This window comes from Streptomyces sp. NPDC058620, assembly GCF_042717135.1.
Classification (GTDB): Bacteria; Actinomycetota; Actinomycetes; order Streptomycetales; family Streptomycetaceae; genus Streptomyces.
The window spans coordinates 238,851-253,570 of record NZ_JBHXQO010000002.1; the positions used below are offsets into that span (position 1 = coordinate 238,851).

At 71.7% G+C, this 14,720-nt stretch carries 13 protein-coding genes; 7 read left to right on the plus strand and 6 right to left on the minus strand.

Annotated features, from left to right (window positions below):
- Nucleotides 1–95 precede the first annotated feature (95 nt).
- Both ACFWSK_RS03530 and ACFWSK_RS03535 read left to right on the plus strand, forming a co-directional pair.
- On the plus strand, nucleotides 96–788 hold the full coding sequence (locus ACFWSK_RS03530) for a metal-dependent transcriptional regulator (RefSeq protein WP_383781386.1): 693 nt from the start codon (nucleotides 96–98) through the stop codon (nucleotides 786–788).
- A 741-nt stretch (nucleotides 789–1,529) separates the two neighbouring features.
- The gene (locus ACFWSK_RS03535; RefSeq protein ID WP_383781389.1) at nucleotides 1,530–2,423 is read left to right on the plus strand and encodes an alpha/beta fold hydrolase; all 894 of its coding nucleotides are present in this window, start codon (nucleotides 1,530–1,532) and stop codon (nucleotides 2,421–2,423) included.
- Between the two features lie 130 nt (nucleotides 2,424–2,553).
- On the opposite strand, the gene ACFWSK_RS03540 is transcribed toward ACFWSK_RS03535, so the two are convergent.
- From ACFWSK_RS03540 to ACFWSK_RS03550, 3 genes are read right to left on the minus strand one after another with little or no spacing between them, the layout of a single operon-like run.
- A complete protein-coding gene (locus tag ACFWSK_RS03540; protein ID WP_383781391.1) occupies nucleotides 2,554–4,197 on the minus strand; it encodes a transporter in 1,644 nt (547 codons plus the stop codon).
- The gene (locus ACFWSK_RS03545; RefSeq protein WP_383781393.1) at nucleotides 4,194–5,075 is read right to left on the minus strand and encodes an ABC transporter ATP-binding protein; all 882 of its coding nucleotides are present in this window, start codon (nucleotides 5,073–5,075) and stop codon (nucleotides 4,194–4,196) included. Before ACFWSK_RS03545 ends, ACFWSK_RS03540 begins: the two co-directional genes overlap by 4 nt.
- A 38-nt stretch (nucleotides 5,076–5,113) precedes the next feature.
- On the minus strand, nucleotides 5,114–5,800 hold the full coding sequence (locus ACFWSK_RS03550) for a bifunctional DNA primase/polymerase (RefSeq protein ID WP_383781907.1): 687 nt from the start codon (nucleotides 5,798–5,800) through the stop codon (nucleotides 5,114–5,116).
- Between the two features lie 261 nt (nucleotides 5,801–6,061).
- On the opposite strand from ACFWSK_RS03550, the gene ACFWSK_RS03555 reads away from it, so the two are divergent.
- Nucleotides 6,062–7,444: a transcriptional regulator gene (locus tag ACFWSK_RS03555; protein ID WP_383781395.1), complete on the plus strand. Its 1,383-nt coding sequence runs from the start codon at nucleotides 6,062–6,064 to the stop codon at nucleotides 7,442–7,444.
- A 159-nt stretch (nucleotides 7,445–7,603) separates the two neighbouring features.
- Nucleotides 7,604–9,184, plus strand: coding sequence for a hypothetical protein (locus ACFWSK_RS03560; RefSeq protein WP_383781398.1), 1,581 nt, complete (start codon nucleotides 7,604–7,606; stop codon nucleotides 9,182–9,184).
- Between the two features lie 73 nt (nucleotides 9,185–9,257).
- Here ACFWSK_RS03560 and ACFWSK_RS03565 read toward each other — a convergent pair whose 3' ends face one another.
- Nucleotides 9,258–10,532, minus strand: a complete 1,275-nt coding sequence (locus tag ACFWSK_RS03565; RefSeq protein ID WP_383781400.1) for an ABC transporter substrate-binding protein — start codon at nucleotides 10,530–10,532, stop codon at nucleotides 9,258–9,260.
- A 174-nt stretch (nucleotides 10,533–10,706) separates the two neighbouring features.
- Here ACFWSK_RS03565 and ACFWSK_RS03570 point away from each other — a divergent pair, with 174 nt between their 5' ends.
- Nucleotides 10,707–11,153 carry a hypothetical protein gene (locus tag ACFWSK_RS03570; RefSeq protein WP_383781910.1) on the plus strand — a complete coding sequence of 149 codons (447 nt, stop codon included), beginning with the start codon at nucleotides 10,707–10,709 and terminating at the stop codon, nucleotides 11,151–11,153.
- 28 nt (nucleotides 11,154–11,181) lie between these two features.
- Nucleotides 11,182–12,084 (plus strand): formyltetrahydrofolate deformylase, encoded by a 903-nt coding sequence (gene purU / locus ACFWSK_RS03575; protein WP_383781403.1) that lies wholly within the window; start codon nucleotides 11,182–11,184, stop codon nucleotides 12,082–12,084.
- 12 nt (nucleotides 12,085–12,096) lie between these two features.
- Here the strand turns inward: purU and ACFWSK_RS03580 are convergent, their stop codons facing one another.
- Together ACFWSK_RS03580 and ACFWSK_RS03585 are read right to left on the minus strand one after the other, a co-directional pair.
- Nucleotides 12,097–13,482, minus strand: a complete 1,386-nt coding sequence (locus ACFWSK_RS03580; RefSeq protein WP_383781405.1) for a zf-HC2 domain-containing protein — start codon at nucleotides 13,480–13,482, stop codon at nucleotides 12,097–12,099.
- Complete coding sequence (locus ACFWSK_RS03585; RefSeq protein ID WP_383781408.1) at nucleotides 13,479–14,072, minus strand: RNA polymerase sigma factor; 594 nt, start codon at nucleotides 14,070–14,072, stop codon at nucleotides 13,479–13,481. Before ACFWSK_RS03585 ends, ACFWSK_RS03580 begins: the two co-directional genes overlap by 4 nt.
- A gap of 223 nt (nucleotides 14,073–14,295) precedes the next feature.
- Here ACFWSK_RS03585 and ACFWSK_RS03590 point away from each other — a divergent pair, with 223 nt between their 5' ends.
- Nucleotides 14,296–14,670, plus strand: coding sequence for an STAS domain-containing protein (locus ACFWSK_RS03590; RefSeq protein WP_383781410.1), 375 nt, complete (start codon nucleotides 14,296–14,298; stop codon nucleotides 14,668–14,670).
- Nucleotides 14,671–14,720: the final 50 nt, after the last annotated feature.

Consider the following 14,720-nt stretch of genomic DNA (forward strand, 5'->3'; position numbering starts at 1 on the left):
GTTCGGCCGGCGCGGCACGGTTGTCAGCGGTATGCGTCAGAATTGGGTCAGGGCCATCGCACGACGACTTCATGTCACAGCATCGAGGGGCACGTATGTCCGGACTGATCGATACCACGGAGATGTATCTCCGCACCATCCTCGAGCTCGAAGAGGAAGGCGTGGTCCCCATGCGCGCCCGGATCGCGGAACGGCTGGACCAGAGCGGTCCGACGGTCAGCCAGACGGTGGCGCGCATGGAGCGCGACGGACTGGTCCAGGTCGCGGGCGACCGCCATCTGGAGCTGACCGAGGAGGGCCGCCGTCTCGCCACCCGCGTCATGCGCAAGCACCGGCTCGCCGAGTGTCTGCTCGTCGACGTGATCGGCCTGGAGTGGGAGCAGGTCCACGCGGAGGCGTGCCGCTGGGAGCACGTGATGAGTGAGGCGGTGGAGCGCCGGGTGCTGGAGCTGCTGCGGCACCCCACCGAGTCTCCGTACGGGAATCCGATCCCGGGTCTGGAGGAGCTGGGCGAGAAGGCCGAGGCCGATCCGTTCCTGGACGACAGCATGGTGAGCCTGTCCGAGCTGGACCCGGGCTCCGACGGGAAGACCGTGGTGGTGCGCCGGATCGGTGAGCCGATCCAGACCGACGCCCAGCTGATGTACACGCTGCGGCGCGCGGGCGTGCAGCCCGGCTCGGTGGTCAGTGTGACGGCGTCGCCCGGTGGCGTGCTGGTCGGTTCCAGCGGCGAGGCGGCCGAACTGGACGACGAGGTCGCTTCGCACGTGTTCGTCGCGAAGCGCTGACCAGGTGAGGAAGGGGCGCCGGGAGCGTCCCGAAAGCGGTGGCGTGGCGATACGGCGACGGTTTGCCGGAGGTTCGGTGACCGGACCGTAACGCCCGCTTTCTGTTTTCCGTCCGGAATTGCAGCGCCCGGACGAATCGCGTGCCAGGCTGTGGCCAGGCATATGACCTGAGGGTGTCGGCCGGATCGGATCGATCCGGGCCGCGCGGTCGGGGAGGGAGCAGGGAATGCGCCCGTCGTACTGGCATGTGCACCGAAAGGTGTCGGCCACGCCCATGGACGCCCGCGTTCTCGTACGAGCACGAGCACGAGTACGAACTGCGGCGCCGATGTCGGCATGCCGTCCCGCCCGGCCCCTGGAGAGCGCCCGGCCTCCGGTGAGCACCCCGGCCCCGGTGGGTCTCCCGGCCGCCCCCGTGCGTACCCGCGCCGTGGTGCGCGGCGCCGGAAGGATTCGCTCCGCAACAGGGGCGGGCCCCGGCGCTCGATGGCGCCGGGGCCCGTCCTCCCCTGTGCCGACCTGGAGCCCCGAGCTCTCGAGGTCGGCTTCGGCGGACCGTTTTCCCCGAGCGGCCCGCCCCCCGGAGAAGATCTCCCCAAGGCGGCCGACGCCAATCCTCGGGGGTGGTCACTCGAACGAGGGGTGTTGTGCGCCCGAACCCGGTTTTCGAATAAGAGTTCGATAGCCTGGCGTGACGCGACCACGCGGTGATCGGCAACGAGAAGAGGGGGTGCCAGGGCTATGGTGCGGCGCATCGATGTGACGGGATACGACGGTGTACGACTCGCGGCGTGGGAGTTCGCCGATCCGCCCAAGGAGAACGCGGAGGCGGCGCGAGCGCCCGGGATCTTAATGCTCCACGGGCTGATGGGCCGGGCCGCCCACTGGGCCTCCACGGCTCGCTGGCTGGCCGAGCGCCACCGGGCGTACGGGCTCGACCAGCGAGGGCACGGCCGCAGCGAGCAGCCGGCCGAAGGCCCGTACGACCGCGACGCCTACGTCGGGGACGCCGAGGCCGCGATCGAACAGCTCGGCCTCGCCCCCGTCACCCTCATCGGACATGCGATGGGCGCCCTCACCGCCTGGCAGCTCGCCGCTAAGCGCCCCGATCTCGTCCGGGCCCTCGTCATCTGCGACATGCGGGCCTCGGCCCTCGGGGCCGCCTCCCAGCGGGAGTGGGAGGACTGGTTCGACGCCTGGCCCGTCCCCTTCGCGACCCTCTCCGACGTACGCAAGTGGTTCGGCGAGGACGACCCCTGGGTGGAGCGGCCCAACCCCGCCCGCGGCGAGTTCTTCGCCGAGGTGATGACGGAGCGGGCCGACGGCTGGGGGCCCGTGTTCTCCCGCGAGCGGATGCTGGAGTCCCGGGCGACCTGGGTCTTCGAGGCGCACTGGGACGAGCTGGCCCAGGTCCGGTGCCCGACCCTGGTGCTGCGCGGCATCGACGGCGAGCTGGGGCGGGCGGAGGCCCAGGAGATGGTGCGCGTCCTGCCGCTCGGGCAGTACGCGGAGGTCGCGGACGCCGGTCATCTCGTCCACTACGACCGGCCGGAGGGCTGGCGGGCCGCCGTGGAACCCTTCCTCGAGCAGCTCGCCGAGGACACCCGCGACAACCGCGAACCGGTCTCGTCGTAACCCTCCCCGGAATTCCCCGTACGGCTGTCGTAACCCCCCACCGCTTCCGCGCGGCCTGCCGTACCGGACCCCCGCCGCCCCCGTACCCCCCGCCGCCGCCGAGACCCCGAACCCGGCTCGCCGGCCGTGGTCAGCCCTTGCTGACCGCGGCCAGGATCTCCGGGAGCCGGCGTGCCGTGCGAGGGGCGGCCAGTCGTACCCCTGTCCACGCGACGAGTGCCCCGTACGCCGCGCCCACCGGCAGCAGCAGCCACAGCCAGCCCCGCAGATCGCTCACGTGCAGGGTGATCGTGAGGGCGATCACCGGTGCGCAGAGCAGTGCGGACGCGACCATCCCGCCGAGGATCGAGATCCAGGCGAGCCCCGCCTGTCCCGGCGCCACGTTCTTGAACGCGCCGTCCTGCGGGATCGAGTACGGATACAGCGCGGAGGCCAGTGCACCGGTCGCCAGCATCGCGCCCAGTACGGCGAAGGACAGCCCCATCACTTCCGGCAGCGCCTCCCAGCCGCCGAGCACCGCAGACGTCAGCACGGTCACCAGGACCGTGTACGGCAGCGTGATCAGCAGCAACGCCAGGGCACGTGCCCGGAGTTCCTCGTAGGCGTCCCGCGTCGAGGAGATCGTCAGGGACACCATCCAGAACGCGGAGGTGTCCTGGCCGAACTGGTTGTACATCTGGATGCCGAGCATTCCGGCCGCGAAGCACGCGAGGTAGACCGAGCCGGTGCCCTGCAGGGCGTTGAGCAGCGGCACGATCAGGCCGACGGCCAGCGCCGTCACCCAGGTGGCCTTCGTCTTCGGGTCCCGTGCCACGTACCGCAGGCTGCGCTCCATCACCGTCCCCGTGCGCCCCTCCGGCAGCAGCGCGAAGAGTCCGGAGCGGCTCGTTCCGGACTTCGTGCGGGCCGGCTCGGCCGCCGCGAGCGTGGAGCCGTCCGGCGCCGTCATCAGCTTGCTGAGACTCCGCTCCCACAGCCACACCAGGACGACCAGCGCCAGCACGGAGATCAGCAGTTGCAGGGCGGCCCGTCCGTACGCCCCCTCCGACACGGAACCCACCGCGCCGATCGCCGAGGCGGGCGGCAGCCAGCCCACGACGTCCGCCGCCGGTTCCAGGGAGGAGAGACCCCCGGCCCGGCCGATGCGCTGCATACCGAAGTTGACGAACTGGAGGCCCACCGCGATCACCAGCCCGCTGAGGACCGCCAGGTCGCGGCCCTTGCGGGAGGTCAGCAGCCGGACATTGGCCGTGGCGACGGACCGCGCCAGCGCGACACAGACCAGCAGCGTCAGCGGGACCGCCACCACCCCGGTCACCGCGGCCGCCGCGCCGTGCGCCACGGCGATGACCGAGCCGAGGGCGAGGCAGAGCGTGAACAGCGGCCCGATGCCGACCAGCGAGGCCACCAGGAGTGCGCCGATCAGCGGGCGGGGCCGCAGCGGCAGCATCACCAGACGGCTCGGGTCGAGGGTCTCGTCGCCGCTCGGGAAGAACAGCGGCATCACGGCCCAGCCGAGCGCCAGCACTCCGGTCAGCAGCACCACGAGGGCGGTCGCATGGGCGTTGCCCCGCAGTGCGACCAGCCCTATGACCTGGGCGACGGCCAGCAGCAGCGCGAACACCATCGACGAGATGTACGCGGCCTTCCGGCCGGACGACTGGCGCAGTCCGTTGCGCAGCAGCGTCAGCTTGAGCCGTACGAAGACCGAGACGATCCCCTCGCTCGGGCCGGCCGGAGCGGCGGTCCCCGCAGGGGCGTCGAGCACGGTCATCGGGTGCCGCCCAGCCAGTCCAGGGAGTCCCCGGAGACACGGCCGCCCGCGCCGACCAGTTCGAGGAAGGCGCTCTGGAGGGAGGGCGCGTCGCCCCGTACCTCGGCGAGCGTGCCCTGGGCGCGGATGCGGCCCGCCACCATGACGGCGACCCAGTCGCACAGCGACTCGACCAGCTCCATCACATGGCTGGAGAAGACGACGGTCGCGCCGGACCGCGTGTACCGCTCCAGCACCCCGCGGATCGTCTGGGCGGACACCGGGTCGACACCCTCGAACGGCTCGTCGAGGAAGAGCACTTCCGGGTTGTGCAGCAGCGCGGCGGCGAGCCCGATCTTCTTCCGCATACCGGTCGAGTAGTCCACGACCAGCTTGTGCTGCGCGCCCGCCAGATCCAGTACGTCGAGCAGCTGGGTGGCGCGCTTGTCGACCTCGGCACCCGGCAGCCCGCGCAAACGGCCCATGTACGCCAGGAGTTCGCGTCCCGAGAGCCGTTCGAAGAGGCGCAGCCCCTCCGGGAGCACGCCGATCCGGGACTTCACCTCGACCGGGTCCAGCCACACGTCGTGGCCGCCGACCTCGATCTTCCCCATGTCGGGCCGGAGCAGGCCGGTCACCATCGAGAGCGTGGTGGTCTTCCCCGCGCCGTTGGGGCCCACGAGTCCGATGAACTTGCCCGCGGGCAGCTCCAGATCGATTCCGGCGACCGCGGTCTGTTCCCCGAACCGCTTCCACAGACCCTGAACGCGGACAGCGGGCGGCGCTGTCCGCGCGCCGCCCGCCCCATCCGCCCGGTCCGCCTCAACCGCCGTGTGGGCGGACGGCGTTCCGTCCGCCGTGGTCGTGCTCTCAGCTCTTGCGTCTGCCCGGTCAGGCATAGCACTGCCTTTCGATGTCCCCGATGGTGGGGACCACCCTACGAAAGGCGCGCCTTGGCGTCGGCCGCCTCACGCGCACAGGCGTAGGCGAGCGGGCTGATCAGCTCTTCCGCGTCCGGCAGCCACCGGTTTGCGGGTGTGGGGCGCCGGGCCCACTGCACCGCTCCCCGCCCGCCGAGACGGGTCGGCGGAGCGGCCACGTAATGGCCGTCGCCGCGGCCCACGAGATCGATGGTGTCGGCGTCCCACCCGAGGTTCCGTACGAGGTCGGGGGCCTTCGCGGCGGCCCCGGGCAGGACGAAGAACAGCATCCGGCGGTCGGGGGTGCAGGTGACGGGCCCCAGGGTCAGCGCCATCCGCTCCATCCGGGCCAGTGCCAGGAATCCGGCCGACTCCGGGACGTCGATCGCGTCGAAGGTCCGCCCGGTCGGCAGGAGGATCGAGGAGGTCGGCTGTTTGGACCACATCCGGCGGGCCGCCGCCGCGCTGCCCGTCGCCTGGCCCGCCCAGTCCGGACGGGTGGGGTGGGCTCCCGCCGCGGCGCAGCCGGTGTCCCCGCACGAACATCGCTCCATCCCCTCGACGGCTTCGAGCCAGGTGCCCGGGAACACGTCCCAGTGCCGCTCTTCCGCATACCGCACTGCGGCGTCGAGCAGCTGCTCACCTCGCTGTTGGGGGACCTGTGCGGTTTCCGTGACTCCGATGGGCTCTTCCACGAACAGCACAACTGCCGCCACCACCCGGGGTTACGGGCGTGGCGAACCCGGTCACGGTGCATCGATCCCGCATATGGGGCGCATCGAGGCATGGACGGGGGCGCGCGTGCGGCGGTGCATCGATGTGCGGGTAGCCACATACAGGACTGTGCGATGACCCGTGCCGAGAAACCGCGACAGCTCGTACCGAATGCCGATGAATATGCGCATTTCTTGTATATGTGCCGGGCAGTGATCCCTTCACCGATCACTGCGGTCTCAGGGGGAAACATGGCAGCCAGACCTCTCGTCGCCCGCCAGCCGAACGAACGGCTCCAGACGCTCATCCAGGAAGCGGCCTGCTCCAACGCGGGCCTCGCCCGCCGCGTCAACATGGTCGGAGCCGAGCGCGGGCTCGATCTCCGCTACGACAAGACGTCCGTCGCCCGGTGGCTGCGTGGGCAGCAACCACGGGGCAGGGCACCGGGAATCATCGCCGAGGCGCTCGGCCGCAAGCTCGGCCGTACGGTCACGATCGACGAGATCGGCATGGCCAACGGCAAGAACCTCGCCTCGGGCGTGGGCCTCCAGTTCGCCCCGACCGTGCTCGGCGCGGTCGAGCAGGTCTGCGAGCTGTGGCGCAGCGACGTGGGGCGGCGCGATCTGCTCGCCGGATCGGCGGTGGCCGCCTCCGCCCTCGTCGAACCCAGCCGCGACTGGCTGATCTCGGGCGCCGACCCGCAGGTCGCCCGGACCGCGGGTGCCCGCGTCGGTATGCCCGATGTGGAGGCGGTACGGGCGATGACGGCCGCGCTCGTCGACCTGGACCACCGGTTCGGCAGCGGACATGTGCGCCCGGTCCTGGTGCACTACCTCAACAGCGTGGTGTCCGGGCTGCTTTCGGGGGCGTACCGCGAATCGGTCGGCCGGGAACTGTTCGGCGCCGTGGCACGGCTGACCGAACTCGCCGGGTACATGGCGGTGGACACCGGTCAGCCGGGGCTCGCCCAGCGGTACTACATCCAGGCGCTGCGGCTGGCCCAGGCGGCGGGCGACCGGGCCTACGGAGGTTATGTGCTGGCCGCCTCGATGAGTCATCTCGCCGCGCAGCTCGGCAATCCGAGGGAGATCGCGCAGCTGGCACGGGCCGCACAGGAGGGCGCGCGGGGCCGGGTGACCCCGCGGGCCGAGGCGATGTTCCTCGCCGCGGAGGCGCGCGGGCACGCGCTGCTGGGCGACGCCCGCACCTGCCAGGCGGTGGCGGGCCGCGCGCTGACGGCGCTGGAGCACGCGGAGTCGGACAGCGGTGACGACCCGCCGTGGATCGCGCACTTCGACGCGGGGTACCTCGCGGACGAACTGGCGCACTGCCACCGCGATCTGGGGCAGGGCGAGGCGGCCGCCCGCCGGGCGGCGGAGGCGCTGGCCGCGCTGCCGGAGACCAGGGCGCGGCGCAGGGGCATCGGACTCGTGCTGCTGGCGACCGCGCAGGTGCAGATGAGGGAGGTGGAGCAGGCGTGTCACACGGGAAGCCGGGCGGTGGAGCTGCTGGCGACGGTGCGTTCCAGCCGGGGTGCGGAGTATCTCGATGATTTCCAGCAGCGGCTCGTGCCGTACGGGGACGAGCCCGCGGTCCGTGAATTCGGTGCCCGGCTGGAGCTCCAGGCGGCCTGAGCGGCGGGTGCGACGGGCCGTCCGCCGGGGCGATCCCGGACGGCGGGGTGCGGGCTCCCGTGTGAAGGGGTGGTGAGCGGCATCACGCGCTTGGCGGAGTGCGGCAACCACCCGATAGCGTGAGCCGACGATTCCGTAGGTTGACACGTAGGAGTCCCGGTGACGCAGAGCGGACAGGGCGACGAACAGCAGCCCCCTGCTGTACGGCCCACGCACGAAGGTGTCGTGCTGCCCGCGGAGGGTGGTGCCCCCTGGACCGTGGGCCCGCCCGCGCCAGGGCCGGCCGATCAGGCCGTCCCCGCGGGAGGGCAGCCGTGGGGATCGCCCTGGGGGCCCCATGACGGTCAGCCGCAGCTTCCGGGCGCCCAGGCGCCCGGGCAGTTGCCGCCGGCCCGGCAGGACGGGCAGCTGCCGCCCGCGCAGCAGTACGCGGTCGGGCAGCCCGGTCCGTACGGGAACGTGCCCTCGCAGCCCCAGCCGGGGGAGTACGCCCCGCAGCCGGGGCCGTACCAGCAGCAGGGCCCGTATCAGCAGCAGGGCCCGTACGCGCCGCAGCAGGGCCCGTACCAGGCCCAGCCCCAGCCCGGTGGTGCCTATCAGGCCCAGCCGCACGTCCAGAATCCGTCGCAGCCCCTGCCGTACGCCCAGCCGCTGCCGCCGGAGGCCGTGCCGGGTCTCGCACCGGGGTCCGGCGGGGACGCGGACGCCACGCAGTTCATCGCGCCCGTGCCCGGCGGTTCCGGGCCCGGCGGCCTGCCGCCGGAGCGCCCCGCCGAGTCCACGCAGTTCCTGGGGCAGGCGGCGCCGGGTGAGGCCGACGCGACCCAGCTCATACCCCCGGTGCCCGGTGGGGCACCGTACGGGATCAGGCCCGGGACGCCCGGTGAGCGGCCGCCGCCCGCCGAGTTCGACAACCTGTTCCGCAGCGAGGCGCCCTCGGGCGCGACGCAGCAGATGCCGCACTTCGATCCCTCGCAGCAGCAGCAGCAGCACCCGCAGCAGCACCAGCAACACCCGCCGCACGGCCCCCAGGGCTACCAGTCCGGCCTACAGGGCATCCAGGCCGCCCAGGGCATGCACGAACCGGAGCGGGACCACGAGCCGCGGCGCAAGCGGTCCGCGCACGTTCCGCTGATCGCCGCGGTCGTCGTGGGCTGCGCCGTCATCGGACTCGGGGCGGGTGCCCTGATGAGCGGCGGCGACGGCAAGCCGGACGACAAGCAGCCGGTGGCCTCGCAGAGCTCAGCGGCCGAGCAGCCCAGCGCGCAGCCGGCGGCGGACCCCGCCGAGCCGCAGGCGCAGGCGCTCGACAAGCTGCTCGCCGACAGCAACAACAGCCGGGCGGCCGTGATCAGCGCGGTCGAGAAGATCAAGTCGTGCCAGGCGCTTGACCAGGCCGCGAGCGATCTGAAGGGCGCGGCCCAGCAGCGCCGCGATCTGGTGACCCGGCTCAAGGACCTCTCCGTCGACAAGCTGCCGCAGCACACCGAGCTGTCGTCCTCGCTGACGAAGGCGTGGCAGGCGTCCGCTTCGGCCGACGACCACTACGCCGCCTGGGCCGTGCAGGCCAAGAACAACAAGAAGATCTGCAAGGGCGGCCACGCCAGGTCGACCGACGAGACGGCGCAGGCCACCGTGCGCAGCGGCGAGGCCACCACGGCCAAGCGGCAGGCGTCCGGACTGTGGAACTCCATCGCGACGAAGTACGGGCTGACGAAGCGCAGCCCGCAGGAACTCTGACGCCGTGACGGCAGGCCCGGCTCCGGACATCCGGAGCCGGGCCTGCCGGCGTGCCGAGGTACTTCTGTCCGGGTCAGCCGACGCTGCGGGCGTCCGACAGGGTCTCCGAGACGTCCACGAAGCCCTTCCTCTCGGCGACGAGGCGGCCGTCGCGCACCACCTGGAACGTCACCTGCCCGTTGATGATGCGCGGGTACGCGGACGTGCCGAGCATGTCCTTGAAGCGCCAGCGCAGCACCGGAGTGAGCCCGCCGGTGTCCACCTCGGTGCCCTGGTTGAGGCTGGCGGAGACCTTGCCGGCCGTGATGCGCCGCTCGTCGATCTCCTCGATGACCGCCCTCAGCACCGTGTACGCGATCCAGGTGGTCTGCACGCCGGTGTCCTCCGGGTCGACCCGGTTGTCGGCGAACGCGTACTCGCGGATCACCCGGCGCATCTCGGCCCAGCGGGAGTCGTTCGAGTCCGGGTACCAGCCGGTGACGTACGCGCCCTCGAACGGGCTGTTCCGCCCGCCCGTGCGGTCGATGAGCGGCTGGCCGACGCTGCCGAGGACGGAGGAGACGCGTACCCGGCTGCCCTCCGGTTCGAGCCGGCGGAAGGAGTCGAAGAACGTCTCCGTACGGTCGCCGAGCACCGCCGTCACACAGCCGTCGCCGGACTTCTCCAGCGCCTGGGCGGCCTGGTCGTCGTACGAAGTCGCCTCCTCCGGCGCCAGGATGTCGACGGACTTGGGCCGACGGGACTCGGCGAGGCTGGTGTTGAGGAGCGGGGGCATGCCGTCGCCGCTGATCGAGTCGGGCCGTACGAGGGAGACCTGCTCGCAACCGGCCGCCAGCTGCTTGCCGTTGCCGGCCAGCAGCGCCGACTGGCCGCCGTTGACCGGGTAGGAGTTGTAGCTCGTGAATTCCTCGGTGGAGGCCCCGTAGCCGCCGATGTACGGGATTCCGGCAGCCTCCAGCGGAGCCATGAACGCCTGCCCGTGACGGCTGTACGAGCCGACCACCGCCGCCGCGTCCCGCTTGACCGCCTCGCGGGCGCACCGTCCCGCGCCGAGCAGGGTGTCGCCCTCGTCGCAGGTGATCACGCGCAGTTCGTGCCCGTTGATGCCGCCCTCCTCGTTGACCGAGCGGGCGTACGCCGTCGCCATGGCCGAGACGCCCGCCATCGCCTGGGGCGAGCCGTCCGGCGAGCGGTCAGGGGCCCAGGTCATCACGGTCACGGGTTCTTTGGAGCCCCCGGAGGAGCCGGGGAGCACGCCGCAGCCGGAGGTGAGCAGCGCCCCGGCAGCGGCCGTGGCGGTGAGGAGTCGGAAGGGGCGGAGTGGGATGAGGCATCGCCGTCCGGTCATGGGCATGAACATTTCCGCGCCCGGGGTAACGCCGCAGTGTGCTGCGTGCAACGCTCGGTGACGTCCAGGTGAATTACGGGGGGCCGTACGCACACAGGCAAAGGGAACGTACGATCGACCACCGTGCAGCAAGGTTCGGAGAACACTTCCCGTCGCGGCCGTCGCTCCTCCACCATGGGCGGCATGCCGCTCAATGACATGCCATGGTGGCGCTGGCGCAGCAACGTGCGCTCGGCGCTGCACATGCTTTCCGACCCCGTCTTCCACCACGAGTGCTGGCTGGCCGGCCGGGAAGGGTACGGGGACGTCACCGACGCCGTGTACCGCCTGGTCGAGGACACCTGGCTGGACAACTGGTCCGCCGAGAAGTACATCGGCACGATCTTCCGCGACTCCGGCGAGGCCGCCCTCGTGGACGTAGCCGCGCTCCGGGTGCTGCGGATCATGCACCAGGTCGGCGCCGACGCCCCCGTGTCCGCCTATCTGGAGCACCACGGCTGGCCGGAGGCCGTACGAGCCGCCCGCGAGGCCCATGTGATGCTCGCCACGAACGACGGCGAGGACCCGGACACTCCGCCGCACTCGCTGGACGTGCTCCGCATCATGACCAGATCGGCCTGAGCCGGGGCGGGTGTGGCACCCTACGGGCATGACCGCGCCGCAGCCTGCCGACTCCGTTCCCGCCGCTGCCTCGGACGCCGAGTCCGAGCAGTACATCCTCACGCTTTCCTGTCCTGACAAAAAGGGCATCGTTCACGCCGTGTCGAGTTATCTCTTCATGACCGGCTGCAACATCGAGGACAGTCAGCAGTTCGGGGACCACGACACCGGTCTGTTCTTCATGCGCGTCCACTTCACGGCGGACGCCGGAGTGACGGCGGAGAAGCTGCGGGCCGGCTTCGCCGCGATCAGCGACGCGTTCCGGATGGACTGGCAGATCCACCGCTCCCCGGACCGGATGCGGATCGTGCTGATGGTCAGCAAGTTCGGGCACTGCCTCAACGACCTGCTGTTCCGCTCCAGCAGCGGCGCGCTGCCGGTCGAGATCGCGGCCGTCGTCTCCAACCACACGGACTTCGCGGAGCTCGTCTCCTCGTACGGCGTGCCCTTCCGGCACATCCCGGTGACGAGGGAGACCAAGGCGGACGCCGAGGCGCAGCTGCTGGAGCTGGTCCGCGAGGAGGGCGTCGAGCTGGTTGTGCTCGCCCGCTACATGCAGGTGCTCTCGGACGACCTCTGCAAGCAGCTGAGCGGCCGGATCATCAACATCCACCACTCGTTCCTGCCGAGCTTCAAGGGCGCGAAGCCGTACCACCAGGCGCATGCGCGCGGTGTGAAGCTGATCGGCGCGACCGCGCACTACGTGACGGCCGACCTCGACGAGGGGCCGATCATCGAGCAGGAGGTCGAGCGGGTCGGTCACGGTGTCACGCCGGACGAGCTGGTCGCCGTGGGCCGCGACGTGGAGTGCCAGGCGCTGGCGCGTGCCGTGAAGTGGCACGCGGAGCGGCGCATCCTGCTGAACGGCCGCCGCACGGTGGTCTTTCCGTAAACCGCCGGGTCGCTACAGGCGGCTGAGCGACGCCGCCGCGGAGAGCACGTCGCGGATCGCCTCGCGGTCCCCCTCCTGGCCCGCCGCCGCTTCCACCGGTGAGATGTGGCCCGCGACGAGCTGGCAGAACTCCACACCGTCGAGCGCCACCTGCGCGACCGTGTGGTCGGGGGAGCCGACCGCGGCCGGCGAGTCCAGCGCGATGTACCAGTCGCCGCCGCCGAGGCCCTCGACCTCCAGATGGAGCGAGCGGCCCGGGGAGCCGGCCGTGACGAGCTGGCGGGCCGGTCCCGCCAGGCCCGTGCGGCGGCGCTCGGCGAGAGTGGCCGGCAGCATCCGCGCGGACAGGTCGATCATCCGGTGGAGGTGCGTCGGGGACGGCGCCTCGTACGGATAGTCCACCGCCGCCGCGATGTCGCCGCCGTGCACCCAGCACTCGAAGGCCCGGTCGAGCATGGAGTCCTGGAGCGGGAGGGCGAAGTCCCCGTACGGGACGGAGCGCTCCGCGACGCCGCGGCCCGCGAAGGAGACGGTCCTGATGAGGGTGTGGCTCTGCTCGCGCCAGGGTCCGCGTACGGCCCTGGTCAGTGGCCGATAAGCGGCTGCCCAGTATGTTTCGGTCCGCTCGGCCGGCGACCGGGAGCGTTCACCGCTGCCGATCGGATCATCGAGGCCGAGAGCCGTGGAGACCAGGCCGTCGACGGTCATCAGATGCCCTATCACTCCGGCGACCGTCGTCTTGCGGTTGACGGCGCGCTCGCCCTCGAACCACCTCAGCCGGACCGGGGCGTGCCATTCCGAGTCGCCGATGTCGCTGAGCAGGGCGTCGAGCCGGGCGGTCTCCGCGTCGTACGGAGCGGCCCAGACGGGAACCGGGATCCTGGCCGGGCGGCGGCCCAGGCAGCCCTCGATGACCCGGGAGCGCAGCAGCGGGTCGAGGTCCAGGCTGCGGTCCGTGTGCAGGAGGCCCACCGCGTCGCGCAGCCGCAGGGCCTCGTCCGCGCAGGGCGCACACCCGGTGAGGTGCTCCTCGACGGCCGCGGTCTCCTCGGCGGAGCAGGCGGCCAGGGCCCAGGCGCCCAGCAGGGCCTTGAGGACCCGGTGGGAGAGGGCGGGCGCGGACGGTGGTGCCACGGGGGGTTCCGGTTCCGGTGTCGGAGCTGGTGCGTGCTCTTCGGCAGGCGAGGGAGGCGAGGGAGGCGAGGGAGGCGAGGGGGCGGAAGTGTCGGAGGCCGGTGTGACGGGCGGCTCGGGGAGCGGGGGCAGGGAGGGTGCGAGGTCGAAGTCGTCGGCGGCGGCCCGCGGGCCGGGTATGCGCCGGGCGCCCCGCACCTCCTCGTCCCGCCCCTCGCCCTCGCGGCCGCCGCCGTCGTGACCGTCGGATGCGTCGCCGCTCACAGGGACCGTCCGTATCCGGGCGGGGAGGACCCCTCCAGCGGGCGGGTGTTCGCCGTGGAGAGCAGCTGGAGGCCGAGCCGCAGCCGTCGTCTGGCCTCGTCCTCGGTGACTCCGAGGTCGGCGGCGGTCTGGCGGTAGTCCCTGCGCTGGATGTACGCGAGCTGCAGAGCGGCGCGCAGGGGTGCGGGCATCGACGCCACGATGTAGTCGGCGCGGGCCGCCGCCGTGGCCCTGCGGACCCGCTCCTCCAGGTCCTCGGGACCCGGTGCGTCCTCGTCGCCCCCGGCGGCCCCGTACGGGGAGAGCTCCGCGTTTCGCAGGCGCCGCACGGACTGGCGGTGGGTGAGACGGGCCACCCAGGACCTCATCGAGCCCTGCTTCGGGTCGTACGCGTCCGGGTTCTCCCAGACGTAGCCGAAGACCTCGCGGGTCACCAGGTCGGCGGCGTCCTCGTCGTCCAGCATCCGGTGGGCCTGACTGTGGACGAGTGAGGCGAAACGGTCGTAGAGCTCGCCGAGCGCCGCCGCCTCGCCACGTGCCAGCCGCTGCTGCATCCTGCGGTCCCAGCGGGGTGGTGCGTCCTTTGCCATGAATCCCCCAGCCCTTGTACCCCTCGTCACGTCGAATGTAGTCGCGCGCACCCTCCAGGACGGGCCTTTGCCTCAAGTAGGCCCAAGTACGCCCCCCGCGGCGGCAGCGGATGATAGGGAAACTGTGCCCGCTCGGCGTTTCGTGGTGGTAGAGATGGGCAGCCGCGATAAGGAACTGAAACTTCCGGATCGCCGGGCTCCCCTGAACGAGAGGTCCAGTCGCGTGACGCTGAAGGTGGACGAATCCGAACAGGGCACGTGGACGGTGCTGCGCATACGCGGCGAACTCGATCTCGTGAGCTCACCCGTCGTACGCCAGTCCGTCCACGGGGCCGTGGCCGAGGGGCAGCACGATGTGGTGCTGGATCTCACCGGTGTGTTCTTCTGCGACTCCAGCGGCGTCGGCGTGCTGATCGCCTCCCGCCGTCTGATGAAGTCCTGCGGAGGCCGGCTGCGCCTGGTCCTCCCGGCTCGCGGGGCGGAGGACGGCTCCCACGTCAACAAGGTGCTCGGGGCGCTGGGAGTGCGCAGGCTCTTCGAGGTCTACCCCGACGCGGCCGCGGCCGTCGTGGACGAAGCCCATCCGCTCTCGGCCTGACACCCCGATTCAAGACCATGTTGTAACACCGGTAGCCCGCGTTAGTGACA

Excerpts from the sequence above, each read along its gene's own strand:
- ACFWSK_RS03530 (WP_383781386.1), top strand. The coding sequence starts at position 96 with ATGTCCGGACTGATCGATACCACGGAGATGTATCTCCGCACCATCCTC.
- ACFWSK_RS03535 (WP_383781389.1), top strand. The coding sequence starts at position 1,530 with ATGGTGCGGCGCATCGATGTGACGGGATACGACGGTGTACGACTCGCG.
- ACFWSK_RS03540 (WP_383781391.1), bottom strand. The coding sequence starts at position 4,197 with ATGACCGTGCTCGACGCCCCTGCGGGGACCGCCGCTCCGGCCGGCCCG.
- ACFWSK_RS03545 (WP_383781393.1), bottom strand. The coding sequence starts at position 5,075 with ATGCCTGACCGGGCAGACGCAAGAGCTGAGAGCACGACCACGGCGGAC.
- ACFWSK_RS03555 (WP_383781395.1), top strand. The coding sequence starts at position 6,062 with ATGGCAGCCAGACCTCTCGTCGCCCGCCAGCCGAACGAACGGCTCCAG.
- ACFWSK_RS03565 (WP_383781400.1), bottom strand. The coding sequence starts at position 10,532 with ATGACCGGACGGCGATGCCTCATCCCACTCCGCCCCTTCCGACTCCTC.
- ACFWSK_RS03570 (WP_383781910.1), top strand. The coding sequence starts at position 10,707 with ATGGGCGGCATGCCGCTCAATGACATGCCATGGTGGCGCTGGCGCAGC.
- purU (WP_383781403.1), top strand. The coding sequence starts at position 11,182 with ATGACCGCGCCGCAGCCTGCCGACTCCGTTCCCGCCGCTGCCTCGGAC.
- ACFWSK_RS03585 (WP_383781408.1), bottom strand. The coding sequence starts at position 14,072 with ATGGCAAAGGACGCACCACCCCGCTGGGACCGCAGGATGCAGCAGCGG.